The organism is Paraburkholderia ginsengiterrae (assembly GCF_001645125.1).
Lineage (GTDB): Bacteria > Pseudomonadota > Gammaproteobacteria > Burkholderiales > Burkholderiaceae > Paraburkholderia > Paraburkholderia ginsengiterrae.
The window spans coordinates 17,619-41,139 of record NZ_LXKA01000109.1 but is presented as its reverse complement, the minus strand read 5'-3'; the positions used below and the strand labels follow the sequence as shown (position 1 = coordinate 41,139).

General features: G+C 63.8%; 17 protein-coding genes. 5 read left to right on the top strand and 12 right to left on the bottom strand.

Annotation, left to right across the window (positions count from 1 at the left end; all coding sequences use genetic code 11):
• Positions 1 to 15 precede the first annotated feature (15 nt).
• The 4 genes from rsmA to A6V37_RS07710 form a co-directional block, all read right to left on the bottom strand.
• On the bottom strand, positions 16 to 846 hold the full coding sequence (gene rsmA, locus A6V37_RS07725; RefSeq protein ID WP_064285892.1) for a 16S rRNA (adenine(1518)-N(6)/adenine(1519)-N(6))-dimethyltransferase RsmA: 831 nt from the start codon (positions 844 to 846) through the stop codon (positions 16 to 18).
• A gap of 62 nt (positions 847 to 908) precedes the next feature.
• The gene (gene pdxA / locus A6V37_RS07720; RefSeq protein ID WP_064265578.1) at positions 909 to 1,919 is read right to left on the bottom strand and encodes a 4-hydroxythreonine-4-phosphate dehydrogenase PdxA; all 1,011 of its coding nucleotides are present in this window, start codon (positions 1,917 to 1,919) and stop codon (positions 909 to 911) included.
• A 5-nt stretch (positions 1,920 to 1,924) separates the two neighbouring features.
• Positions 1,925 to 3,277, bottom strand: a complete 1,353-nt coding sequence (locus tag A6V37_RS07715) for a peptidylprolyl isomerase (RefSeq protein WP_479724536.1) — start codon at positions 3,275 to 3,277, stop codon at positions 1,925 to 1,927.
• Between the two features lie 82 nt (positions 3,278 to 3,359).
• On the bottom strand, positions 3,360 to 5,726 hold the full coding sequence (locus A6V37_RS07710) for an LPS-assembly protein LptD (protein ID WP_064265576.1): 2,367 nt from the start codon (positions 5,724 to 5,726) through the stop codon (positions 3,360 to 3,362).
• Positions 5,727 to 5,948: 222 nt separating this feature from the next.
• On the opposite strand from A6V37_RS07710, the gene A6V37_RS07705 reads away from it, so the two are divergent.
• Together A6V37_RS07705 and murU are read left to right on the top strand one after the other, a co-directional pair.
• Positions 5,949 to 7,034 carry an aminoglycoside phosphotransferase family protein gene (locus A6V37_RS07705; RefSeq protein ID WP_064265575.1) on the top strand — a complete coding sequence of 362 codons (1,086 nt, stop codon included), beginning with the start codon at positions 5,949 to 5,951 and terminating at the stop codon, positions 7,032 to 7,034.
• A gap of 3 nt (positions 7,035 to 7,037) precedes the next feature.
• The gene (gene murU / locus A6V37_RS07700) at positions 7,038 to 7,751 is read left to right on the top strand and encodes an N-acetylmuramate alpha-1-phosphate uridylyltransferase MurU (RefSeq protein WP_064265574.1); all 714 of its coding nucleotides are present in this window, start codon (positions 7,038 to 7,040) and stop codon (positions 7,749 to 7,751) included.
• 77 nt (positions 7,752 to 7,828) lie between these two features.
• On the opposite strand, the gene A6V37_RS07695 is transcribed toward murU, so the two are convergent.
• Positions 7,829 to 9,715: an ABCB family ABC transporter ATP-binding protein/permease gene (locus A6V37_RS07695; protein WP_064265573.1), complete on the bottom strand. Its 1,887-nt coding sequence runs from the start codon at positions 9,713 to 9,715 to the stop codon at positions 7,829 to 7,831.
• Between the two features lie 269 nt (positions 9,716 to 9,984).
• Here A6V37_RS07695 and A6V37_RS07690 point away from each other — a divergent pair, with 269 nt between their 5' ends.
• Together A6V37_RS07690 and A6V37_RS07685 are read left to right on the top strand one after the other, a co-directional pair.
• Positions 9,985 to 10,380 carry an acyl-CoA thioesterase gene (locus tag A6V37_RS07690; RefSeq protein ID WP_064265572.1) on the top strand — a complete coding sequence of 132 codons (396 nt, stop codon included), beginning with the start codon at positions 9,985 to 9,987 and terminating at the stop codon, positions 10,378 to 10,380.
• A gap of 77 nt (positions 10,381 to 10,457) precedes the next feature.
• A complete protein-coding gene (locus A6V37_RS07685; RefSeq protein WP_064265571.1) occupies positions 10,458 to 11,072 on the top strand; it encodes a glutathione S-transferase in 615 nt (204 codons plus the stop codon).
• A gap of 19 nt (positions 11,073 to 11,091) precedes the next feature.
• On the opposite strand, the gene A6V37_RS07680 is transcribed toward A6V37_RS07685, so the two are convergent.
• Positions 11,092 to 14,205, bottom strand: coding sequence for a sensor domain-containing protein (locus A6V37_RS07680; protein WP_064265570.1), 3,114 nt, complete (start codon positions 14,203 to 14,205; stop codon positions 11,092 to 11,094).
• A 218-nt stretch (positions 14,206 to 14,423) separates the two neighbouring features.
• A complete protein-coding gene (locus tag A6V37_RS07675) occupies positions 14,424 to 14,900 on the bottom strand; it encodes a nitrate reductase associated protein (RefSeq protein ID WP_064265569.1) in 477 nt (158 codons plus the stop codon).
• A 143-nt stretch (positions 14,901 to 15,043) separates the two neighbouring features.
• Between A6V37_RS07675 and fdhD the strand changes: the two genes are divergently transcribed.
• Positions 15,044 to 15,883, top strand: a complete 840-nt coding sequence (gene fdhD, locus A6V37_RS07670; protein ID WP_064265568.1) for a formate dehydrogenase accessory sulfurtransferase FdhD — start codon at positions 15,044 to 15,046, stop codon at positions 15,881 to 15,883.
• A gap of 39 nt (positions 15,884 to 15,922) precedes the next feature.
• Here the strand turns inward: fdhD and A6V37_RS07665 are convergent, their stop codons facing one another.
• The 5 genes from A6V37_RS07665 to A6V37_RS07645 all read right to left on the bottom strand — a co-directional run bounded on the left by A6V37_RS07665 (position 15,923) and on the right by A6V37_RS07645 (position 23,212).
• Positions 15,923 to 16,693, bottom strand: coding sequence for an enoyl-CoA hydratase (locus A6V37_RS07665; protein WP_064265655.1), 771 nt, complete (start codon positions 16,691 to 16,693; stop codon positions 15,923 to 15,925).
• A 138-nt stretch (positions 16,694 to 16,831) separates the two neighbouring features.
• Positions 16,832 to 18,031 carry an acetyl-CoA C-acyltransferase gene (locus A6V37_RS07660; protein WP_064265567.1) on the bottom strand — a complete coding sequence of 400 codons (1,200 nt, stop codon included), beginning with the start codon at positions 18,029 to 18,031 and terminating at the stop codon, positions 16,832 to 16,834.
• Between the two features lie 134 nt (positions 18,032 to 18,165).
• A complete protein-coding gene (locus A6V37_RS07655; RefSeq protein ID WP_064265566.1) occupies positions 18,166 to 20,601 on the bottom strand; it encodes a 3-hydroxyacyl-CoA dehydrogenase/enoyl-CoA hydratase family protein in 2,436 nt (811 codons plus the stop codon).
• 123 nt (positions 20,602 to 20,724) lie between these two features.
• On the bottom strand, positions 20,725 to 22,512 hold the full coding sequence (locus tag A6V37_RS07650; RefSeq protein WP_064265565.1) for an acyl-CoA dehydrogenase C-terminal domain-containing protein: 1,788 nt from the start codon (positions 22,510 to 22,512) through the stop codon (positions 20,725 to 20,727).
• Positions 22,513 to 22,612: 100 nt separating this feature from the next.
• The gene (locus tag A6V37_RS07645) at positions 22,613 to 23,212 is read right to left on the bottom strand and encodes a TetR/AcrR family transcriptional regulator (RefSeq protein WP_064265564.1); all 600 of its coding nucleotides are present in this window, start codon (positions 23,210 to 23,212) and stop codon (positions 22,613 to 22,615) included.
• Positions 23,213 to 23,521 lie beyond the last annotated feature (309 nt).

Genomic DNA, 23,521 nt, shown 5'->3' with positions numbered 1-23,521 from the left:
AATTTAGGGCCGAGCTTAGGGCTGGCCCGCGACGATCTGCGCGACGCGCACGTATTCGGCGACCGGCACGTCTTCGGCCCGTCGTTGCAGGTCGAAGCCGATCGCCTCGAAATCCACGGAATCGCGAAACGCGGCCAGCGTGTTGCGCAGCATCTTGCGGCGCTGCGAGAACGCCGCCGTGACGACTTCGCCAAGCACGCGCTCGTCCACCTGCGGCAACTCGTGCAGTTCGTACGGGATCATCCGCACGATTGCCGAGTCGACCTTAGGCGGCGGCTGGAACGCTTCGGGCGGCACGTCGAGCTGTTTGTCGATCGAATAGCGGTATTGCAGCATCACGGACAGACGGCTGAATGCCTTGGTGCCCGGCTCCGCCACCATCCGCTCGACCACTTCGTTCTGCAGCATGAAGTGCTGATCGATTACGCAATGCGCGAACGTGGTCAGATGGAACAGCAGCGGGCTCGAGATGTTGTACGGCAAATTGCCGACAATGCGCAGCGACGCCTTCTCGCCGGGTGCGGCGAGCGAGCCGAAGTCGAACGCGAGCGCGTCGCCCGCATGCAGTTCGAGCAAGTCGCCGAATTTGGTCTTCAGACGGCCAATCAGATCGCGATCCAGCTCGACGGCGTGCAGGGGCGACTCGGGCGTCGCCAGACGCTCGATCAGCGGCCCGGTGAGCGCCCCGAGGCCCGGCCCGATCTCGACCATGCGCTCGCCGCGCTGCGGCCGGATCACATTAACGATCGAATCGATCACGCCCAGGTCGACCAGAAAGTTCTGACCGAAACGCTTGCGCGCGATATGGCCTTGGTGCCGGCCCTGTTGTTGTCTGCTGGTGGACATCGAAGAAACGCTAAGAAAGAGAACTGCTTAAGAAAAGAAACGTGCCGCGCGGCAGCGCTTGATCAGCCGCCGCGACGGTGGCGCGCCATCGACACGGCCGTGTCGATCGCGGCAATCAGGCTGCCCGCGTCGGCACGGCCGGTGCCGGCCAGATCGAGCGCGGTGCCGTGATCGACCGAGGTACGGATGATCGGCAAACCGAGCGTGATGTTGATGCCTTCGCCAAACGTGGCGTATTTCAGCACCGGCAGGCCCTGGTCGTGGAACATGGCCAGCACACAGTCGGCCTGCTCCAGGTAACGTGGCTGGAACAGCGTGTCGGCCGGGTACGGGCCGCGCCCGTCGATGCCTTGATCGTTCGCGAGCTTCAGCGCCGGCGTGATGACCTCGATTTCCTCGCGGCCCAGATAGCCGTTTTCGCCCGCGTGCGGGTTCAGGCCGGTGACGAGAACGCGCGGCGCCGGCAAGCCGAAATGGTGCCGCAAATCGTGGTCGATGATACGCAGCGTCTCAAGAATGCCGTCGATCGACAGCGCGGCCGACACATCCTTGAGCGGCAGATGGGTGGTCGCCAGCGCGACGCGCAACGGACGCTTGCCGGTGCCGGCCAGCATCATCACCACCTGCGGCGTATGGGTGCGCTCGGCCAGATATTCGGTGTGACCGGTGAACGGCACGCCGGCGTCGTTGATGGTGCTCTTTTGCAGCGGTGCGGTGACGATCGCGTCGAACGTGCCGGCTACGGCACCGTCGATTGCGGTGTCGAGCAGATCGAGCACGTAGCGGCCGTTGGCCGCATCCAGCTTACCCGCGACGGAAGGCGCACCGAGCGGCCGGTGTTCCACGCGCACGCGCCTGCCGTGCGCCAGCAGCGCGGCCCAATCGACGCCCACGGAGCCCGCACGCGTGGCGAGCAGCGCCGCGTCGCCCAGCACCGTGAACTCCGCGCCGGGCCAATGCGCCGCCGCGCCGGCCAGCGCCTGCGCCGTCAGTTCGGGACCGACGCCGGCGGGCTCGCCGGTTGTGATCGCGATCTGCAGCGGTGGGCTGGCGGACTGGGCGGCGGTGGTCATGACAGTTATTGCGCGATCGACAGAACGGGTTTCACTTCGACGTAGGCGGTGTCGCGCAGTTCGCGCAGCCAATCGGCGTAAGCCTGTTCCGCCTTGCGCTGACCGATGGCCTGACGCGCCAGATCCATCTGCTGCGAAACCGAGCCTTCCGCCTCGCGGCGGCCCAGCACCTGAATCAGGTGGTAACCGTATTCGCTGCGCACCGGGTCGCTGATCTGGTTGTCCTGCAGGTTGTTCATCGCGCGTTCGAATTCCGGCACCGTCTCGCCCGGGCTGATCCAGCCGAGGTCGCCGCCTTGCGTCGACGAGCCGTCTTGCGAGTACGTGCGCGCGAATTTCGCGAAGTCGCCGCCCGCGGCGATCTGATTCTTGATGTCCAGCAGCTTCTGACGCGCCTGCGGTTCCGACATGCCGTCGCCGACGCGCAGCAGGATGTGCCGCACGTGCGTTTGCACGAGCTTCGGCGCATCCGCGCTCGTGCCCTGACCCGAGCGGCGGTCCACCAGACGCACGATTTCGAAACCGTCGTTGGTGCGGACCAGATCCGCATCGACCTCGCCCGGCCGCATGGCAGATGCGGCCTTGACGAATTCAGGCGGCAGCTTGGAAGGCGGCATGAAACCCAGGTCGCCGCCTTTCGACGCGTCCGGCGCCTGCGAATTGGCCTTCGCGAGCTTCTCGAAATTGCCGCCGCCCTTGGCTTCGGTCAGCAGAGCCTGGGCCTTTTTCTGAGCCGCTTCGATATCCGTCTCCGACGCGTTCAGCGGCGCCTTCAGGAAAATGTGCTGCAGATGCAGGTCGCTCGTCTGGCCGGCGTTCGGGCCACGCTGGCTGGCGATGTAATTCGCGACTTCGGCGTCCGACACCGTGACCTTGCTGTCCACTTCCTTCTCGCGCAGGCGCGAGAGCGTGAGTTCGGTACGCGCGTCGCTCGTGAAGGTGGTCCAGGGCACGCCTTGCGCCTCGATCCGCGCGCGGTACATTTCGAGCGACAGATTGTTGGCTTGCGCGAGCCGCTCGAGCGTTCTTTGCACGGTGGCGTCGTCGATGTTGATGCCGTCTTCCTTCGCCTTCTGCAACTGGATGCGTTCCAGCACCATCTGGTTGAGCACCTGCTGGCGCAACTGGTCCATCGGCGGGACCGGCGCGTTCTGCTGGTTCAGGCGGTGCGTGATCAGGCCGATGCGCTCGTCGAGCTCACGCCGCGTAATGACACCGTTGTTGACCACTGCGGCAATGGTGTCGACCGTCTGGCCGCTATTGCCGCCCAGAGCCTGCGCCTGTACGGGCGCCACCGACAGGAAAGACGCCGCGGCTGCAAGACCGGCCGCGAGCGTTGCCAAGCGAAACTTTTTCATGATTGCCACAGATACTCCAATGATGTCGGGCACGCCTGGCCCGTCTTTTCGCACTCTATAAACGATCGCGATCGGGCTCACGTCATTCGTAATTGGTGAAACGCGCTTCGGGCGGCGGCGGCGGCGGCAGCGGCGTATAGCCCGCGATGCTGCTGCGGAACGCGGTCATCAGTCCGTTGTCGACGCTCGACAGGCCCTTGAAGGTCAGCTGCATGAGAAAGCGCGTGCTCGACTGATTCTGCGACGACGTGTTCACACCGTTGGCATAGCGCTGAATACCGGCGCCAAGCGTCCAGCAGTCGGCGTCGTATTGCAGGCCGACCAGGCCGTCGACGATCTTATGTCCACCCAGGTCGTAGTTGAATCGGCCGACGCCGAACACCCGGTGCGACAGCGGCCATTGGCCCGAAATCAGCACCTGGTTGATTGGCTGGTTGCCCAGCGTCGCGGTTGCGCGGGTGTAGCGATACGCAACGTTGACCACCTTGCCGCTCGCGGGACTGAAACCGAAGCCGACACTCGTCTTCGCCAGCTGGTTGTTGTCCGCATTATATTGGAACGCCGTTTCCGAAGCGAAACCGGCACCGAGCTTCAGTGACGCACCCAGAATCAGGTCCGAATGAGTGGCCTGCGTGCTGGTCTGGGTCGGCGTGAGCGTAACGCGCTGATCCTGGAAGTAATACTGCTGCGCGATCACGAAGCGCGCGCGTTCGTCGCCCGTAGCCGGGTTGATGAAGCGCGTTGTGATCGCCGCCGTCAGACGGTTCGCGTCGGCGATCCGGTCATTGCCGACGAAGGTGTTCGGCGTGAAGATCTCCGCCAGCCCGAAGTCGGATTCAGCCGTGTCGAACAGTGGCGCGAACTGCTGGTTGCGATACGGCGTGTACACGTAGTACAGGCGCGGCTCAAGCGTCTGAATGTAGTCCTGGCCGAAGACCCGCACCGAACGGTCGAAAATCAGCCCCGTGTCGAACGTGAACGTGGGGATCGATTCGGTGAAATTCTTCGGCGTGCCGACCGGCGCGTCGTCGCTGATGTGATTCAGGTTGTACGACGCGAAGTGCCACTGCACCTTCGGCGTAACGAAGTAACCGGGCCCGACCACCGAATACGAGATGTACGGGTTGAACAGCACCCGCTGGCCTTCGGTCGTGTCCGCGGTGGTGATGCGGAAATTCGTGTAGTCGGCTTCCGTGCCGAAGTCGAAGCCGCCAATGTTGTACTTCGCGTACTTCACGTTCAACTGCGGCTCGCGGCCGTACGGCGCCGTTGAAGGCGCCAGCGTCTGCCAGTGCTGCTCACGCGCAAGCACCGACCACGGGCCGTTGTTGTAGGTCAACCCGGCTTCCTGTTGATACAGGAGCTGGGTGCCGTTCATGAACTGATTGACCGACGACGACAGGTCTTCCGGATACGTGTTGTCCGAGACCTTGTTGTAGTAGATGTAGCCGCCGAACCCGTTGCCGAAGTTCTGGTTGTGCTGGATGTACAGCGCGTAGCGGTTGGTCTTGGTCAGGTGGTCGTCCGGCAGGAACTCGCCGGTGATCGAGCCGGAATACGTGGGCGACAGATAGCGGTACGACGCCTGCGTCTGCACACCGCGCTTGGAAATCAGACGCGGCGTGAGCGTCAGATCGCGATTCGGCGCGATGTTGAAGTAATACGGTACCGACAGTTCGAAGCCGTTCGACGAGCTCAGCGAGAACGTGGGCGGCAAAAGCCCGCTGCGCCGGTCGCCCGACAGCGGGAACGACAGCCACGGCGAGGCGAACACCGGCACGCCCTGGAAGAACAGCACGCCGTTGTAGGCGACGCCTTCATCCGCGCCGGTGTCGAAGTCGAACTCGCTGCCCTTGATATACCAGGCCGGGTCGTCCACGCATGCGCAGGCCGTGTAGGTCCCCTTCGTGAAGACCGAACGCTCGTTGTCGAGCAGGTCGACGCGCTCCGCGCTGCCCGAGCCGCCGGTCACGTTGAAGTGGTACTTCGGCGCGGTCATGAAACCTTCGCTCGAATCCACGCGCATGTGCGCTTCCGGGCCGGCAAACGTCGCGCCATTGTTGTTCAGGTGAACCTGGCCGTATGCGTCGGCCATGTCCGTGTCCTGATCGTAGTGCAGCGCGTCGGCCTTGATCACGAACGTATTGCGACGCACCTCGGCGGAGCCTTTGGCGGCCAGGTCCTGATCGGTGGTGCCGCTGGTCGTGTCGCCGAGCACGAAGGTGGCCGGCTTCTGGCCCGTCTGCAACGGATGTTCTTCCAGTTGCGGAGCAAGCTGCATGCCCCATGGCGCGTCGATAGGCTGCGGCTGCGCGGCTTCCCCCACCAGCTGGGCGTGCGCAAGCGCGGGCATCAGGCCCGGAGCGGCGATCAACGCCGCGACGAGCCGCCTTTTGCGCGGCTCTTTGGCACAAGAGGGTGTCGTTTGGGAAAGCTGTCTTGGCGGCATGTATCGTTTGGCGAATCGGCCCGTCCGTCAGCTTCTGCAGTCACGATCCGCCGCCTGCACACCCCGACCGTGACAGTCGGCTGTACATCAATATTGACAATCTGCCGAACGATGAGGCGGGCGGTAAAGCGGAATACGCAAAAGCTGGCGTGAGTCGCGTCAAAAAAGTCGTGGGGTATTATATGGCAAGACGTTGCCCCCAAGAATTTGCTGCCGGTTTTCATGACCCTGCCCTCTTCCCAAGACTCTACCGATACCCGTCTCGAACTGCTCAAAACCTGGCTGAAAGGCCATGCGGCGCGCCATGCGCTCGAGCTCGACACCCTTGTTCCGGCCTCGTCCGACGCCAGTTTCCGGCGCTATTTCCGGCTCGCCGGTAAGGCGGGGGAAGGCGAAAGCACCGGCACGCTGATCGCCGTCGACGCCCCGCCGCCCGAAAAGTGCCGCGAATTTGTGCAGGTCGCCCAGTTGCTCGACGCCGCCGGCGTGCATGTGCCGCGCGTGCTGGAGGTCGATTTCGACGCCGGGCTGATGCTCGTCACCGATCTGGGCACCGCCTCCTACCTCGGCGCGCTGACCGAAGCGCAAGGCCAGAGCGAGGACGGCCCGCGCCGCGCCCGCACGCTGATGCGCGACGCGCTCGACGCGCTGATCCGCTGGCAGGCCACGTCGCGCGAGGACGTGCTGCCGCCGTTCGACGAGGCCTTCCTGCGCCGCGAGATGGAGTTGATGCCGGAGTGGTATCTGGGTCGGCATCTGGGCCGCGAGGTCGACGAAACCACCCGTGGCGTGCTGGACCGCACCTTCGCGCTGCTGATCGCCAGCGCCCGCGCTCAGCCGCAGGTATTCATGCTGCGTGATTTCATGCCGCGCAATCTGATGCTCTCCGGCGAGCCGAATCCGGTCAATCCTGGTGTGCTGGACTTCCAGGACGCCGTCTACGGCCCGATCACCTACGACGTCGCCTCGCTGCTGCGCGACGCGTTCCTGAGCTGGGACGAGGAATTCGAACTGGATTGCTTCGTGTACTACTGGGAACGGGCGAAAAAAGCCGGCCTGCCGGTCGATCCCGATTTCGGCGAGTTCTACCGCCAGATCGAGTGGATGGGCCTGCAACGGCACATCAAGGTGCTGGGGCTGTTCTGCCGGATCAACTACCGCGATAACAAGCCGCATTACATGAAGGATCTGCCGCGCTTCACCGGCTATGCGCGCAAGGTCGCCGAACGCTACGCGCCGCTGCGTCCGTTCGCGAAACTGCTCGACGATCTCGAAGGCCGCGCGAACGAAGTCGGCTACACCTTCTGACCCATGACGATGCCCCTGAAGAAAGCGATGATTTTCGCCGCGGGCCGCGGCGAGCGCATGCGTCCGCTGACCGACACGTGCCCCAAGCCTTTGCTCGAAGTGGGCGGCAAGCCGCTCATCGTCTGGCAGATCGAGCGGCTCGCGCAGGCGGGCTTCCGGACCATCGTGATCAACCACGCCTGGCTCGGCGAGCAGATCGAAGCCACGCTCGGCGACGGTTCGAGCTGGCAGGTCGAGTTGCGCTACTCGGCTGAAAACGAAGCATTGGAAACGGCCGGCGGCATCGTGCAGGCGTTGCCGCTGCTGGAAGACAACGGCGCGAGCGAGGTGTTCGTCGCGGTCAGCGGCGATGTCTATGCCGAGTTCGATTACGCCGCCTTGAATGCTCGCGCTGAGAAACTCGCGGCCTTGCCCGAGCCGGGCATGCATCTGGTGATGGTGCCGAACCCGGCGTTTCATCCGGCCGGCGACTTCGGCCTGGTGGACAACGCGCTGTCGCTCGACGGCGAGCCGCGCTTCACCTTCGGCAACATCGGCCTCTACGACACCCGCATGTTCCGCGATCTGCCGCGCGGCACGCGGCGCGCGCTCACGCCTTACTACCGCGACACGATCACACGCGGTCTCGCCAGCGGCGAATTGTACGAGGGCTGGTGGGAAAACGTCGGCACGCCTGCACAGTTGAGCGCGCTAGATCGGCACTTGAGGGAAGGCTGAGAGCGGGCAAGATGCATTTGGGCGGCGCCCTTTGGCAAAGCCGCCCGCCACTCGCTCAGTTGCCTCTCAATTGCCTCTCATTTGCCACCCTCGCCCGCGCCGACCGCTTCCGGCGACTCCGGCGCTTCGGCCGCGCGCTGCTGCAACGCCCACATCTGCGCAAACAGTCCGTTCGCTTGCAGCAGTTCCGCATGCGTGCCGCGCTCGACAATGCGCCCCTTGTCCATCACGATGATCTGCTGCGCGTGCACCACCGTGGAAAGGCGGTGCGCGATGATCAGCGTGGTGCGCTCGCGGGCAATCTGATCGAGCTCATGCTGGATGGCACGCTCCGAACGCGAATCGAGCGCAGAGGTGGCTTCGTCGAACAACAGGATCGGCGGGTTCTTGAGTATGGTCCGCGCAATCGCCACGCGTTGCTTTTCGCCGCCGGACAATTTCAGACCACGCTCGCCCACCGGCGTCTCATAGCCCTTGGGCAGCCCTTCGATGAAATCGTGAATATGCGCCGCGCGCGCCGCCGCGATCACTTCGTCGCGTGTCGCCGAGGGCTGGCCGTAGGCGATGTTGTAGTAGATCGAATCGTTGAACAGCACCGTGTCCTGCGGCACGATGCCAATCGACGCCCGCAGCGAATCCTGTGTGACGTCGCGAATATCCTGCCCGTCGACGGTAATCGCGCCGCCCGTGGCGCGATCGAGATCGTAGAAGCGGAACATCAGCCGGGCGAGCGTCGACTTGCCCGAGCCACTGTGGCCGACCACCGCCGTCGTGGTGCCCGCCGGAATCGTGAAGCTCACGTCGTGCAGAATCTGGCGCGCCGGCTCATACGCGAAGTTCACCTGCTCGAAGCGCACCTGCGCGCCCTTCACCTGCAACGCCGGTGCATTCGGCAGATCGGGCACTTCCTGCGCGGCGCCGAGCAGCGTGAACATGCGGTCCATGTCGGTGAGGCTTTGCTTCAACTCCCGATACACCACGCCGAGAAAATTCAGCGGAATGTAAAGCTGCAGCATGAAGGTGTTGATCAGCACCAGGTCACCGAGCGTCAGGCGCCCCGCCATTACGCCCTGGGTCGCCCGCCACAGGATGAACACGAGCCCCGTGCCGATGATCGCCTGCTGGCCGAAGTTCAGCGCCGACAGCGAGCGCTGCGATTTGATCGCCGCCGTGCGATAGCGCTTGAGGTTTTCGTCGTAGCGGCGCGCTTCCCATTCTTCGTTGCCGAAATATTTGACGGTCTCGTAGTTGAGCAACGAATCGATCGCGCGCGAATTCGCCTTCGAATCGAGATCGTTCATGGTGCGGCGAAAATGCGTGCGCCACTCCGTCACCTTCACCGTGAAGACGATGTACACGGCGAGCGCGATAAACGTGACGACCGCGTAGTACGCCTCATATTTGACGACGAAAAAACCGAGCACGAGTCCGACTTCGACCAGCGTCGGCAAGATGCTGTAGAGCGAGTAGGAGATCAGTTGCGTGATGCCGCGCGTGCCGCGTTCGATATCGCGCGACATGCCGCCTGTCTGCCGGTCGAGGTGAAAACGCAGCGACAGCCCATGCAGATGGCGGAACACCTTCAGCGCCAGTTGCCGCACCGCGCTTTCGGTCACCTTCGAAAACAGGATTTCGCGTAGCTCGGTAAAGAGCGAGGTGGAGAGCCGCACCACCGCATACGCGACCACCAGCAAACCGATGCCGCCCAGCAGCACGATAGCCGGCGAGTCGTGGGCACGGCCGAGCGCGGTGAGATGCTGCACCGAGGCGAGACTGTCGACGATCCGCTTCATCACGATCGGTACGCCGAGATTGGCGACCTTCGCGCCGATCAGGCAGCTCAACGCGAAGGCAACGCGCCATTTGTACGTGGCAAGGTAGGGCAACAGCGACAGGATCGTCTGCCAGTCGTTGCGCGGCAGGGTGGAAATCGGCGAGGGTTCGGAGGCGGGCGTGCGGCGCATGGGGTCGGCTAGGGAGAAAATGGAAGCGACGGAGTTCGCAGCGGCGCGGCGAGCGTGGCATGCCGGCCCGGCACACCATGTGTTATCGCGCGACCCGGCTGGGCGCTTTCCCGTACAATTCCTGATCGTTCTATTGTCGCAGAAGCCGGCTGGCGCCGCTGTTCGTGACCATTCGTGACTTTTTATGGCTTGCCGCGCCGCGAGCAGCGCGTAGTCGCGAAACACCCCGCCTGCCGGTCGAGCCCCTACGTCTGTCAAGAGTGCCTCCAATGACCAATATTCTTCAACTTCCGCAAAAGCACTGTGCGCTGAGGGTCGTGCCGCAGCCATCGGACGCGAATGTCCACGGCGACGTGTTCGGCGGCTGGATCATGGCGCAGGTGGACATTGCCGGCTCGATTCCGGCGAGCCGCCGCGCCAACGGGCGGGTGGCGACCATCGCGGTCAACTCGTTCGTGTTCAAGCAGCCGGTGTTCGTCGGCGATCTGCTGAGCTTCTATGCGGATATCGTCAAGACGGGCAATACGTCGGTCACCGTTTCAGTCGAGGTCTACGCGCAGCGCATGAGCCTGACCGAAGATCTCGTGAAGGTCACCGAGGCCACCTTGACCTACGTCGCCACCGACAGCGACCGGCGCCCGCGCGCGCTGCCCGTGCTGGACTGAGCGGCTTGCGGTAAGCAGATGACGAGGCGCCCAGGCGGACTCGGGCGCGCCATGATCCATGTTCTAACGGGAAACAGATGAAACTGATCGGAATGCTGGATTCGCCCTACGTGCGACGAGTCGCTATCTGCCTCAAATTGCTGAAGTTCGACTTCGAGCACGAGTCGATCTCGGTGTTCAGCACCTATGACCAGTTCGCGAAGATCAACCCGGTCGTCAAGGCGCCGACGTTGATCGCCGACAATGGCCAACGGGTCATGGACTCCTCGGTGATTCTGCAGTACCTCGCCACGCTCGCCGGGCCCGATCAACGGCTTTTCCCGACGCGTCCCGACGACGCGCTGCGCACCGCGCACCTCAACGGCCTCGCGCTCGCCGCGTGCGAGAAATCCGTGCAGATCGTCTACGAACGCAATTTGCGGCCAGCGGAGAAGCAGCACGAACCGTGGGTGGACCGGGTCACCACCCAGTTGCTGGCGGCTTATGCCGAACTCGAACGCGACCTCGCGACGGCCGCGTTGCCGAAAGAGGCCGATCAGTTCGACGCTTCGCACGTCACCGTGGCGATCGCCTGGCATTTCACGCAGATGATGTTGCCGGAGGTTGTCAGCAAGGCGGCGCATCCGCGCCTGCAGGCGTTTTCCGAACTGGCGGAACAACTGCCGGTGTTCCTGAGCACACCCGCGGAGTAAACGTGCCGGCGGCGGCCGCTCAGACCGTCGCCAGTTCCCGCCCCACGCCGCCCTGCATCAACTCGGAGATCGCGTCGGTCGAGAGCGGCTTCGCGAAATAGAAACCCTGCATCTCGTCGCACGCGCGCTCCTTCAGAAAGTCGAGTTGCGCGGACGTCTCCACGCCTTCGGCGATTACCTGCAACTTCAGCGAATGCGCAAGCGCGATGATCGCCGAGGTAATCGTCTCGTCGTCGCCGGACACGCCGATGTCGGAGACAAACGAGCGGTCGATCTTCAGACGGTCCACCGGGAAGCGTTTCAGATAGCTGAGGCTCGAATAGCCGGTGCCGAAGTCGTCGATGGCAAGGCCGATGCCGAGCGCGTGCAGTTCGTTGAGCATCGACACCGCTTCTTCCGCGTTGCGCATGATGGTGCTTTCGGTCAGCTCGAGCTCCAGATATTGCGGCTCGAGGCCGGTCTCGGCCAGCACCTGCATCACCAGCTTGGCAATGTCGCGCTGCTGGAACACCCGCGCCGAGAGATTCACCGACACCCGCGCCGGCGGCAAGCCTTCATCCTGCCAGGCCTTGTTCTGGCGGCACGCCTCGCGCAGCACCCACTCGGAAAGCGGCCCGATCAGCCCGCTTTCTTCCGCGACCGGAATGAACGACGACGGCGCAATCAGACCCACCTCCGGATCGCGCCAGCGCACCAGCGCCTCGGTGCCGACGATCTGCCCAGTCCCGATGTCGACCTGCGGCTGGTAATGCAACAGGAACTCGTTGTCGCGCAAGGCACGGCGCAAACGCCGTTCGAGATTCAGGCGCGCGCCCGCGCTCGCGTTCATCTCCGGCTGATAGAACTGGAATGTGTTGCGGCCCATGTCCTTCGCGCGGTACATCGCGAGGTCGGCCTTTTTCATCAGCGTTTCAGCGTCCTCGCCGTCTTGCGGAAAGAGGCTCGCGCCCATGCTGCAACCCACATACAACTCGTTGCCGTCGAGCCACACGGGCTCGGAAATCGAAGCGCGCACGCGCTCCATCCACGCGATCAGCGACTGCTCGTCGACCGTATCGGTCATCACGATCACGAACTCGTCGCCGCCGTGGCGCGCCACTGTGTCGCTCGTGCGCGTGCAGCGCGCGAGGCGCTCGGCGACCACGCTCAGCAGCCGGTCGCCGACACTGTGGCCGAGGCTGTCGTTGACGTTCTTGAAGCCGTCCAGATCAATGAACACCACCGCGACGCCCTTGTGATGCCGCTGCGCGACGATCAGCGCATGCTGCAGACGGTCGCGCAGCAGATTGCGGTTGGGCAGGCGCGTCAGGCTGTCGTAGTTGGCCTGGTATTCAAGCTGTTCCTGATAGCGGATCAGATCGGTCACGTCGTTGATCACGCCGATATGATGCGTGGTCACACCTTCGGTATTCGGCACCGGCGCGATGAAGAGCTGATTCCAGAACAGCGCGCCGTCCTTGCGGTAGTTGCGCACCACCGCGCTGGCTTCGCGGTTGGCCGTCAGCGCCTGACGGATCAGCGCGACGCCTTCCTGATCGCGGTCGTCGCGCTGCAGCACGCGGCAATCATGGCCGATCACTTCGGCCGCATCGTAGCCGGTAATGCGTGTGAACGCGGGGTTCACGTATTCGATCAGATTGCCGGACGGCGACGGCGCGGTGATCAGAATCGCGTTGACGCTCGCATCGAGCGCGCGGCTTTGCAGACGCAAGGCCAGGTCGGCACGCTTGCGCTCGGTGATATCCGTGTAAGAGCCGAGCACGCCGATCACTCGGCCGTCGCCATCGGTAAACGGCAGCTTGCTCGTGACGGTGGTGCGATGCACGCCGTCGATCACCAGATCGACTTCGAAGTTCATCTTCGGCACGCCGGTGCTCACCACCTCTTGGTCATGGTCGTTCAGCAGGTTCGCAAAATCGCGCCACGGCATGTCGGTATCGCTCTTGCCGACCACCTGCTCCGGATACGCGAGCCCCGCATCGCGCGCGAACGCCATGTTGCAGCCGAGATAGCGCGACTCCATGTCCTTCCAGAAAATGCGCTGCGGAATGTTGTCGATCACCGCTTCGAGCATCTGGTTCGAGCGCTGTGCTTCGGCTTCGGCGTTGATCTGGTCGGTGACGTCGTCGGCCAGCACGAAGAACGCCGGGCGGCCCATGAAGTTCAGTGCGTGGTACGAGATGTCGGCGCTGATCGTCGAACCGTCCTTGCGCCGGTGATGCCAGATGCCTGCCATGATGCGGCCGCGCGAAGCCCCGTCGCTGCTGCGCTGAAGATGCGATTCGAGACGCGCGACTTCGCTGCCCGGCCGGATCGCCCGGATCGTCATGCCGAGAAATTCGCTCTCCGTGTAACCGTATTGCTTGATCGCGGCGGCGTTGACGGCGAGAAAGCGCAGCGTCTCATGTTCGAAGATATACATCGGCACCGGATGATCGTCGAACAGGCCGCGAAAGCGCTCGTCGTTGCGGCCAAGCGCGCGCACCACGCGCAGCTTCTCGCGTGCGCTGTTTTCGCGCGCGCCGAACGTGAAGATCAGCAGCACGCTGCCGGCCAGCATGGTCACGATCAGCAGGAACATTGCCCGCTGGGTTTCGCTGGCGGACGCCGCGAGCGAAACCTGCAAGGCCCGGTTCTCCTCGCCACGCAGCGCGGCCAGCGCGGCTTCGACACGATTCAGGCCGAGCCCAAGATGGGTATAGGCCGAGGCCGCCCACGCCCGCGAGGCGTTTGGCTCGGCCTGGGCGCTCCTCGCCAGCGCGTCGTCGATATCATGTTGCAGCGCATGACTGTCGACGGCCACCCTGGCGAGCGCGTCGAGCATGGCGGGTTCGCCGGCAAGCTCGGCACGCAGATCGCGCTCGAGGTCCACCAGCCTTGTGCTCATGGCGGTGGCGGCGCTGGCCGGCGCGGACTCGCCCGACGCCTCGAAGCGGCCAAGCGCGGCAAGGCCGCCGCCGAGCGCCGCGTGGTAGGCGTCGAGGTTCTGGCGCACGCTCGCCGACCGCAGCATGCGCGCGTCGGCGTCGCGTTGACCGCAAATCTGCGTGTAGGCGACGAACGCGTTCGCGCCGACCGCCGCTGCGACAACCGCGAGGTTGATCAGCAGCCGCTTCGATAAAAGAGGAGTCATGGGTTCCGAACGTCAGTCGTTCTGCGGGCGGGAGCGCGCGGTCGATTTCGGTGCGTCGGGCCGCATCGAGACGGGTCACTTTACGCGCCAACCCATGGATAACGGCAGCGTTCGGAACAAATTGAGGGCGCGAATGAAATAAAGCTGGCCGGCTGCGCCTTAGCCGGTCGCGCCTTAGCCGGTCGCGCCTTAGCCGGTCGCGCCTTAGCCGGTCGCACCTAGCCGGCCGCGCCAAACTCCTTCATGGCCGGGACGAAGTCGTGGTTGATCTCCTGCTTGCGGGACAGTTTGGCGAGCACGTAGCGCTTGAACGGTGCGAGTTCCGCCCACTGCGCGACACCCGGCGCGACGAGGCCGGCCAGTTGCGCCTGCTTCGAGACGCCGTCCGGCACGCTATCCGTGCGGCGCCAGGCCGGCGCGTCCTCGGGCGTGAACCACTCCGGCTCGATGTTCGCGTGGGTGCGCAGCATTTCGAACAGGGCGTGATCGAAGTTCGGTTCGATCTCCACGTCCTCCTCGACCGGAAAGCGCGCCAGCAACTTGCGGTCTTCGAGCGGCAGCATTTGCCACTGGGCGAGCGTGATGCGCAGCCCGAAACGGTCGAGATTGAAGCGCACCGACATCGGAATGTAGGTGAAATTCTCCGAAGACTGGACCTCGAAGTTGAACAGAAGCGGTGCTTCGTTGAGTCCCATGACAGTGTCCCTCCTGGATCGCCGGCAACACGCAAGCCCAGCTTGGGGTATTTTAGAACCTTATTCTTGCGGCGTCGGCATGGGCTGACCGCAACGCGTTCCAACCGACCGGCGCGCGCAGCATGACAAAGGAGTGACTTCGCTTGAACGATCAGGAAACAGCCGGCCAGCCCGGCGCTGTCGAACGCCCGGTGCGCCGGCATCGCGGCGCGGCGGTCGAAACCGTGACGGACCATGTCGGTCAGGAGTGGCCGGTCGCGCTCGTCTTCAACGGCATTTCGCACGCCGTGATGATGTGCACGCCGCGCGATCTGGAAGCGTTTGCGGTGGGATTCGCCATATCGGAAGGGATCGTGGAGCGCGGCAGCGATATTCAGGACATCGAGGTCGAGCTGCATGACGACGACGAATTGCCGCATGCCGAGGTGCACTTGCAGGTGGTGCAGCAGGCGTTCGTCGCACTCAAGGAAAAGCGCCGCGCGCTCGCCGGGCGGACCGGCTGCGGCGTCTGCGGGATCGAAAGCATCGATCTGCTGGATCTGAAACCGGAGCGCGTGCAAGACACTGGCTTCCTGCAACGGCTCGCGCCGGATGCGATCGCGCGCGCCGCCCGCGAATTGCCGGATCACCAGGCGCTTACCCGCCTGACCGGCGGCCTGCACGCCGCGGCATGGTGCGATGCGGCAGGCGCGATCCGCTACGCGTTCGAGGACGTGGGCCGTCACAATGCGCTCGACAAGCTGATCGGCCAGCTCGTGCTCGATCGCGCGGATACCCGGGACGGTTTTGTGTTTCTGTCGAGCCGCGCAAGCTATGAGCTGGTACGCAAGGCCGCGCGCGTCGACGTGCCGATGGTCGCGACGATTTCGGCACCGTCGTCGCTCGCCATCGCGATTGCCCGCAAAGCGGGCGTGCGTCTGGTCAGCTTCTGCCGCGAGACCAGCTACGTCGACTACGATACGTTGCAGCCGGCGCAGCCTTGAGCGGTTAGGGCGCCGCTAGCGACGCCGCTGGTGCGGCGTTCAGTCGAATTGGCGGAAGTCCGGCTTGCGCTTTTCGAAGAACGCCTTGAACGCCTCGCGTGCTTCCGGCGCGATCAACATCTTGCCGAAATGCACGGCTTCTTCCGACATCTGTGTTTGCAGTTCGTGCTGGCTCGCGCGCTTCATCAGACTCTTCGTGACGCGCAACGACGAGGCGGGCAGCGCGGCCAGCTTCGCAACCTGCGATGCCGCGAACGCGTCGACTTCCGCGGCGGGCAGCAGGCGATTGACGAAGCCCATGCTTTGCGCTTCCGCCGCGTCGAATGCTTCGCCGAGCAGCAGCTTTTCCGCCGCCGCCTGATAGCCGCCCACACGCTGCAGCAGCAGGCTCGAGGCCGCCTCCGGGCACAGCCCGAGTTGCGTGAACGGCAGCGAGAAGCTCGCCGTATCGGCCGCGTAGACCAGATCGCAATGCAACAGCAGCGTCGTGCCGATGCCCACCGCCGGGCCCGCCACCGACGCCACCACCGGCTTTTCCGCCGAACTGAGCGCGCGCAGGAACTGGAACACCGGCGCGTGTTCGCCCGACGGCGGCGTCTTCATGAAGTCTTCGAGATCGTTGCCGGCGCTGAAAATGCCCACGCTGCCGCGAATCAGGATGGCGCGCACCGCGGCGTCGCCTTGTGCTTCGACGAGCGCGTCGGCCATCGTCTGGTACATCGCGGCCGTAATCGCGTTCTTCCGTTCGGGCCGGTTAAGAGCAATCGTCAGCACGCCGTCGGCGCGCTCGACGAGAATATCCGTCGTCATGTCCTTCATCTCCTTCCATGCCTGCTGAGAATGAAAAACGGTTCGCAAGCCTCACAGCCTGCGAACCGTTCTGCGGTCTTTACGGGATCGCCGCGGGGGTCACCGCGAGGACCGGGGCAAATCCCGGGCTGAACGCGATCACAGGCGCTCGATAATGCCCGCAGCGCCCATGCCCGTGCCGACGCACATCGTCACCATGCCGTACTTGTAGTTACGGCGGCGCAAACCGTGCACCACGGTGGAGGCGCGGATCGCACCCGTGGCGCCCAGCGGGTGGCCGAGAGCGATCGCGCCGCCCAGCGGATTGATCTTCGACGGGTCGAGGCCGAGGTCCTGGATCACCGCCAGCGATTGCGCGGCGAACGCTTCGTTCAGCTCGATCCAGTCGAGGTCGTCCTGCTTCAGACCCGCGGCCTTCAGCGCGGCCGGAATCGCTTCCTTCGGACCAATGCCCATGATTTCCGGCGGCACGCCGCGCACGGCGAAGCTGACGAAACGCGCGAGCGGCGTCAGGTTGAACTGCTTGAGCATCTTTTCCGACACGACGATCAGCGCGCCCGCGCCGTCCGACGTTTGCGAGCTGTTGCCGGCCGTCACCGAACCCTTGTTGGCGAACACCGCGCGCAGCTTCGCGAGGCCTTCCAGCGACGTTTCCGCGCGCGGGCCTTCGTCGAGCGACACTTCGCGGGTCTTCACGCGGACCTCGCCGGTGGCGAGATCGGGGAAGCGTTCGGTGATCGTGTAGGCAGCAATTTCGTCGTTGAACTCGCCGGCTTGCTGCGCGGCGATCGCGCGGCGGTGCGACTCGACCGAGAACTCGTCTTGCGCTTCACGGCTGATCTTCCAGCGCTCGGCGACCTTCTCCGCCGTCAGGCCCATGCCGTAGGCGATGCCGAAGTCTTCGCTGCGATCGAAGATGTGCGGCGACATGGACGGCTTGTTGCCCATCATCGGCACCATGCTCATCGATTCGCAGCCGCCCGCGATCATCGCGTCCGATTCGCCGACGCGGATGCGGTCAGCGGCCATGGCCAGCGCGGTCAGGCCCGACGCGCAGAAGCGGTTCACCGTGACGCCGCCGACCGTGTTCGGCAGGCCGGCCAGCAGCGCGCCCATGCGCGCGACGTTCAGCCCTTGTTCCGCTTCCGGGATCGCGCAGCCGATGATCGCGTCTTCAATCACCTTGGTGTCGAGGCCGGGCACTTGCGCCACTGCCGACTTGATTGCGTGCACCAGCAGTTCGTCCGGGCGCGTGTTCTTGAACATCCCGCGCGGCGCCTTGCCGATCGGCGTACGGCTCGCGGCGACGATGTATGCGTCTTGCAATTGCTTTGTCATTTAAAGCTCCTTTGTCGGCAGCAGTTAGCGCTTTAGCGGTTACTGCTGCCCCATGCAGTCTTATCGCGGTCGACCAGAGTTAGCGCTTTAGCGCTTACTCTGGTCCCATGCACGTTTTTGCGGGCTCGCGTCGCTTAGTTGCGCACCGGCTTGCCGGTTTGCAGCATGCCCATGATCCGTTCCTGCGTCTTTTGCGTGCCGAGCAGATCGACGAACGCACGACGCTCCAGCTGCAGCAGCCATTCTTCGTCGACGAGGCTGCCCGCTTCCACATCGCCGCCGCACACCGCTTCCGCGATGCGGCTGGCGATCAGGAAATCGTGCTCGCTGATGAAACGGCCATCGCGCATGTTGACGAGCGACGCCTTGATGGTCGCGATTGCCGAGCGGCCGGCGACCGGCACTTGCGTGACCCGCAGCGGCGGACGGTAACCCGCCGCCGACAACGCGCGCGCCTCTTTCTTCGCAACGTCGAGCAGCTCGAACACGTTGAACACGATCGTGTCCGACGGCTTCAGGTAGCCCATGGCGCGAGCGTCGAGCGCGGAGGCCGACACCTTCGCCATCGCAGCGTTTTCGAACGACTTCTGCACGAACTTCAGCAGGTCGGTGGTCGCGCCCACTTGCGTCGCCGCTTCCGCCGCGCGCAGTGCCGCTTCCTTCAGGCCGCCGCCCGCGGGCACCAGACCCACGCCCACTTCGACGAGGCCGATATAGCTTTCGATGTGTGCGACACGCTTCGCACTATGCAGCGCCAGTTCGCAGCCGCCGCCGAGCGCGATGCCCGACATCGCCGAGATGACCGGCACGTTCGCATATTTCACGCGCAACATGCCTTGCTGGAATTTCTTCACGAACGGCTCGATACCCTTCGCGCCGCCCGTCATGAACGCCGGCATGGCTTCTTCGAGGTTCGCGCCCGCGGAGAACGGGCCGCCCGGCGTGCCGAGCTTCAGCGAGGTCGGCTGCCACACCACCAGGCCCTTGTAGTCCTTTTCGGCCAGCTCGATTGCCTGGGTCAGGCCGTCGATCACCGACGGTCCGATCGTGTTCATCTTGCTCTTGAACGACACGATCAAGACGTCGTTCTCGCCGGCACGATCGTCGACCCATGCGCGCACGGCGTCGGTTTCGAACAGCGTCTTGCCGTAGGTCTTCGGGTCAGCCGCGGTTTCGCCGACCAGCGGCGCACGGAACACCTGCTTGTCATAGACCGACAGCGACGAACGCGGCACGAACTGCTTCGCCGCAGGCGACCACGAACCTTCGTTCGTATGCACGCCGCCCTTCTCGGCCACCGGACCTTCGAGCACCCACGACGGCAATGGCACGTTTGAGAGCGCCTTGCCCGCCGCGATATCTTCCTGCACCCACTCGGCGACCTGCTTCCAGCCGGCCGTCTGCCAGCCTTCGAACGGGCCTTCGTTCCAGCCGAAGCCCCAGCGAATCGCCAGATCGACGTCGCGCGCGTTGTCGGCGATCGACTCCAGATGCACGCCGATGTAGTGATACACGTCGCGGAAGATCGCCCACAGGAACTGTGCCTGCGGATGCTGCGATTCGCGCAGGAGCTTCAGGCGCTCCGCCGCCGGGCGCTTCAGGATGCGGCCAACCAGTTCGTCCGCCTTCGCGCCGCCCTCAACGTACTCGCCGGTCTTCGCGTCGAGCACCTTGATCGCCTTGCCTTCCTTCTTGTAGAAGCCGCCGCCGGTCTTCTGACCGAGCGCGCCCTTCTTCACCAGTTCGGCCAGCACAGCGGGCGTCTCGTAGACCGGGAAGAACGGGTCGTCCTTCAGCGTGTCCTGCATCGTCTTGATGACGTGCGCCATCGTGTCGAGACCGACCACGTCGGCTGTGCGGAACGTCGCCGACTTGGCGCGGCCAAGGCGCGCGCCGGTCAGGTCGTCCACTTCGTCGAAACGCAGGCCGAACTTCGCGGCCTCGGTCACGACGGCGAGAATCGAGAAAATGCCGACGCGGTTGGCGATGAAGTTCGGCGTGTCTTTCGCGCGCACGACGCCCTTGCCGACCACGCTCGTCAGGAACGATTCGAGTTGGTCGAGGATTTCCGGACGCGTCGTCGCGGTCGGGATCAGCTCGACGAGATGCATGTAGCGCGGCGGATTGAAGAAGTGCACGCCGCAGAAGCGCGCCTTCAGTTCATCCGAGAAACCTTCCGACAACGCGGTGATCGAGAGACCCGACGTGTTGGTCGCGAAGATCGCGTTCGGTGCGAGGTGCGGCGCGACCTTCTTGTACAGGTCGTGCTTCCAGTCCATCCGTTCGGCGATCGCTTCGATCACGAGGTCGCATTCGGCGAGCTTCTCGATGTCGTCGTCGTAGTTCGCGGGCTGGATGTATTGCGCGTCGTCCTTCACGCCGAACGGCGCCGGCGACAGCTTCTTCAGGTTCTCGATCGCCTTCAGCGCGATCGCGTTCTTCGGGCCTTCCTTGGCGGGCAGGTCGAACAGCAGCACAGGCACCTTGGCGTTGATCAGGTGCGCTGCGATCTGCGCGCCCATCACGCCGGCGCCGAGCACGGCCACCTTGCGAATGATCAGATTGCTCACGTCGTTCCTCCGGAGAGTTATGCGGTGTCGCGAAGCCGGGTTGGATGCTTCGCGATGTGTGGCTGATGCAGGCGCCGCGTGTTTGACACGAGCGGCGCCTGCCTTGATGTGCTTGCGTTGGTCTTAGAACAGCGCTTCTTCGTAGTCCATCATCGACTTCGAACCGGCGCGGGCCTGACGGATCGTCATGGCCGTTTCCGGCAGCAGCTTCGCGAAGTAGAAGCGCGCGGTGCCGAGCTTCGCCTTGTAGAACGGATCGCCCGAGGCTTCCTTGTCGAGCGCGATGCGTGCCATGCGGGCCCAGAAGTACGAGAACACCAGGTGGCCGACCGTGCGCAGATACGGCACGGCGGCGGCGCCGACTTCGTCCGGGTTCTGCATGGCCCTCATGCCGATTTCCATCGTCAGCTTCTGCACCTTTTCACCGATGTCGGCGAGCGGGTTGATGAACTCCTGCATTTCCGGCTTGACGCCTTCGGCTTCGACGAAATCCGACACCAGCTTGCCGAACTTCTTCATCTTCGCGCCCATGTCGCCGAGGATCTTGCGGCCCAGCAGATCGAGCGCCTGAACCGCGTTGGTGCCTTCGTAGATCATGTTGATGCGCGCGTCGCGCACATACTGCTCCATGCCCCACTCGGCGATGAAGCCGTGGCCGCCATAGACCTGCATGGCGTGGTTGGTGCCTTCGAACGCGTTGTCCGACAGGAAGGCCTTCAGAATCGGCGTGAGCAGCGCGACGAGGTCGGCGGCATCCTTGCGAACCGATTCGTCGCTATGCGACAGTTCCTTGTCGATATGCAGCGCGGACCAGTACGTGAAAGCGCGCGCGCCTTCAGCGTAGGCCTTCTGCGTGAGCAGAATGCGGCGCACGTCCGGATGCACGATGATCGGGTCGGCCGCCTTTTCCGGCGCCTTCGGGCCGGTCAGCGAACGCATCTGCAGACGCTCTTTCGCGTACACCAGCGAGTTCTGGTACGCGACTTCGGTCAGGCCCAGACTCTGCATGCCGACGCCCAGACGCGCCGCGTTCATCATCACGAACATGGCGTTCAGGCCTTTGTTCGGTTCGCCGACCATCCAGCCCTTGGCGTTGTCGAGATTGATCACGCAGGTCGCGTTGCCGTGAATGCCCATCTTGTGTTCGATGGAGCCGCACTTCACGCCGTTGCGCTCGCCCGGCTCGCCCGCTTCGTTCGGGATGAACTTCGGCACGATGAAGAGCGAAATACCCTTGGTGCCCTTGGGCGCATCCGGCAGACGCGCGAGCACGAGGTGGACGATGTTCTCCGCGAGATCGTGTTCGCCGCTGGAGATGAAAATCTTCGTGCCGCTGATCGCGTACGAGCCGTCGCTGTTCGGTTCGGCCTTGGTGCGCAGAATGCCGAGGTCGGTGCCGCAATGCGGCTCGGTCAGGCACATGGTGCCGGTCCAGACGCCGGCCACCAGCTTCGGCAGATAGCGTTGCTGCAGTTCGGGCGTGCCGTGCGCGTGCAGACATTCGTAGGCGCCATGCGAGAGGCCCGGGTACATGGTCCACGCCTGGTTTGCCGAGTTCAGCATTTCATACAGCGCGTTGTTGACGAACGCGGGCAGGCCCTGGCCGCCATATTCCGGATCGCAGCCGAGTGCCGGCCAGCCGGCTTCAACATACTGCTGATAGGCTTCCTTGAAGCCCTTCGGCGTGGTCACGACGCCGTCGCCGACGTACGTGCAGCCTTCCTGGTCGCCGCTGTGATTGAGCGGGAACAGTACTTCGGAGCAGAACTTGCCGGCCTCTTCGAGCACGGCGTTGATCGTGTCGGCATCGAGATCAGCGTGCTTCGGCATCTGCTTGATTTCGGCTTCGACGTTGAGCAGCTCGTGCAACACGAATTGCATGTCACGCAGCGGCGCGGCGTACTGTCCCATGACTCTATCTCCCAAGTTTGACAAGAAGCCAGGCCGTTAGCTGAGTCCGTGGATCGGAACCTTCTGCGCTGCTGAATCCGTGTGATTCGAGGCAGCGCTGCTAACGGCTTTCGCTTTGATACGAAACAATCAATTTTTCCAGCGCGGCCCACGTGAGACGCACCGCATCCGGCAAATGCAGGAAGCGCGCGTCGTGATGCAGACCGAGCGTGAAGCTGTACAGTTCGAACAGCATCAGTTGCGGATCCGTGTCGGCACGCAGATGCCCTTCTTCCATGGCTTGCGAAATTGCGCGAGTGAGCGCCGCACGCCAGATCGTCACGCTCGACACCAGTTGCTCCCGCACGGGGCTATCCGCGCGGTCGTCATATTCGACGGCGCCGCTGATGTAGACGCAGCCGGTGGTGACTTCCTGAATGCGTTTCTCGATCCAGCGGGAAATCATCGCGCGCAAGCGCGGCAATCCACGAGGTTCGCGCAAGCTCGGAAAAAACACCTCGTCTTCGAAACGATGGTGATATTCGCGCACGACTTCGACCTGCAAATCCTCACGCGACCCGAAATGCGCGAACACGCCGCTTTTGCTCATCTGCATGCGCTCGGCCAGCAGCCCGATCGTCAGACCTTCCAGTCCGTCGCGGCTTGCCAGATCGAGTGCTGCGTCGAGAATTGCGGCTCGTGTTTGTTCGCCTTTTCGCATAGCTATTTACCGTTCTAATGTGACCGAAAGAAAATCGAACGGCCGTACTATTATTGAGTGCTGCCGTCCGCGAAACAAGGACTTTATTAGAAACCGGTTTCTAACCCGGTTTCAATTTTGCGGCATCCGTCAATCAGAGGAATGAGATTTTTTAGAGGCGTTTGCCTTGAGACAAGGGTTGCCTGTCCGGGCGTTCGCCGTCCCTGATTGCCGCAGTCGGCCGACATGATGCCGCAAGTCAGGGCGAATGCAGAAGGATTGGCGTGCTGGGTAGGCTGGGTAGCGCCCGTTGCAGTCAGGACGGCTGGT

Bases quoted from the DNA above. Each gene is read 5' to 3' on its own strand.
- A6V37_RS07705 (WP_064265575.1), top strand. From the start codon at position 5,949: ATGACCCTGCCCTCTTCCCAAGACTCTACCGATACCCGTCTCGAACTG.
- A6V37_RS07645 (WP_064265564.1), bottom strand. From the start codon at position 23,212: ATGCGAAAAGGCGAACAAACACGAGCCGCAATTCTCGACGCAGCACTC.
- A6V37_RS07685 (WP_064265571.1), top strand. From the start codon at position 10,458: ATGAAACTGATCGGAATGCTGGATTCGCCCTACGTGCGACGAGTCGCT.
- A6V37_RS07650 (WP_064265565.1), bottom strand. From the start codon at position 22,512: ATGGGACAGTACGCCGCGCCGCTGCGTGACATGCAATTCGTGTTGCAC.
- murU (WP_064265574.1), top strand. From the start codon at position 7,038: ATGACGATGCCCCTGAAGAAAGCGATGATTTTCGCCGCGGGCCGCGGC.
- A6V37_RS07660 (WP_064265567.1), bottom strand. From the start codon at position 18,031: ATGACAAAGCAATTGCAAGACGCATACATCGTCGCCGCGAGCCGTACG.
- A6V37_RS07710 (WP_064265576.1), bottom strand. From the start codon at position 5,726: ATGCCGCCAAGACAGCTTTCCCAAACGACACCCTCTTGTGCCAAAGAG.
- A6V37_RS07695 (WP_064265573.1), bottom strand. From the start codon at position 9,715: ATGCGCCGCACGCCCGCCTCCGAACCCTCGCCGATTTCCACCCTGCCG.
- A6V37_RS07680 (WP_064265570.1), bottom strand. From the start codon at position 14,205: ATGACTCCTCTTTTATCGAAGCGGCTGCTGATCAACCTCGCGGTTGTC.
- A6V37_RS07690 (WP_064265572.1), top strand. From the start codon at position 9,985: ATGACCAATATTCTTCAACTTCCGCAAAAGCACTGTGCGCTGAGGGTC.
- pdxA (WP_064265578.1), bottom strand. From the start codon at position 1,919: ATGACCACCGCCGCCCAGTCCGCCAGCCCACCGCTGCAGATCGCGATC.
- A6V37_RS07665 (WP_064265655.1), bottom strand. From the start codon at position 16,693: ATGACGACGGATATTCTCGTCGAGCGCGCCGACGGCGTGCTGACGATT.
- A6V37_RS07715 (WP_479724536.1), bottom strand. From the start codon at position 3,277: ATGAAAAAGTTTCGCTTGGCAACGCTCGCGGCCGGTCTTGCAGCCGCG.
- A6V37_RS07675 (WP_064265569.1), bottom strand. From the start codon at position 14,900: ATGGGACTCAACGAAGCACCGCTTCTGTTCAACTTCGAGGTCCAGTCT.
- rsmA (WP_064285892.1), bottom strand. From the start codon at position 846: ATGTCCACCAGCAGACAACAACAGGGCCGGCACCAAGGCCATATCGCG.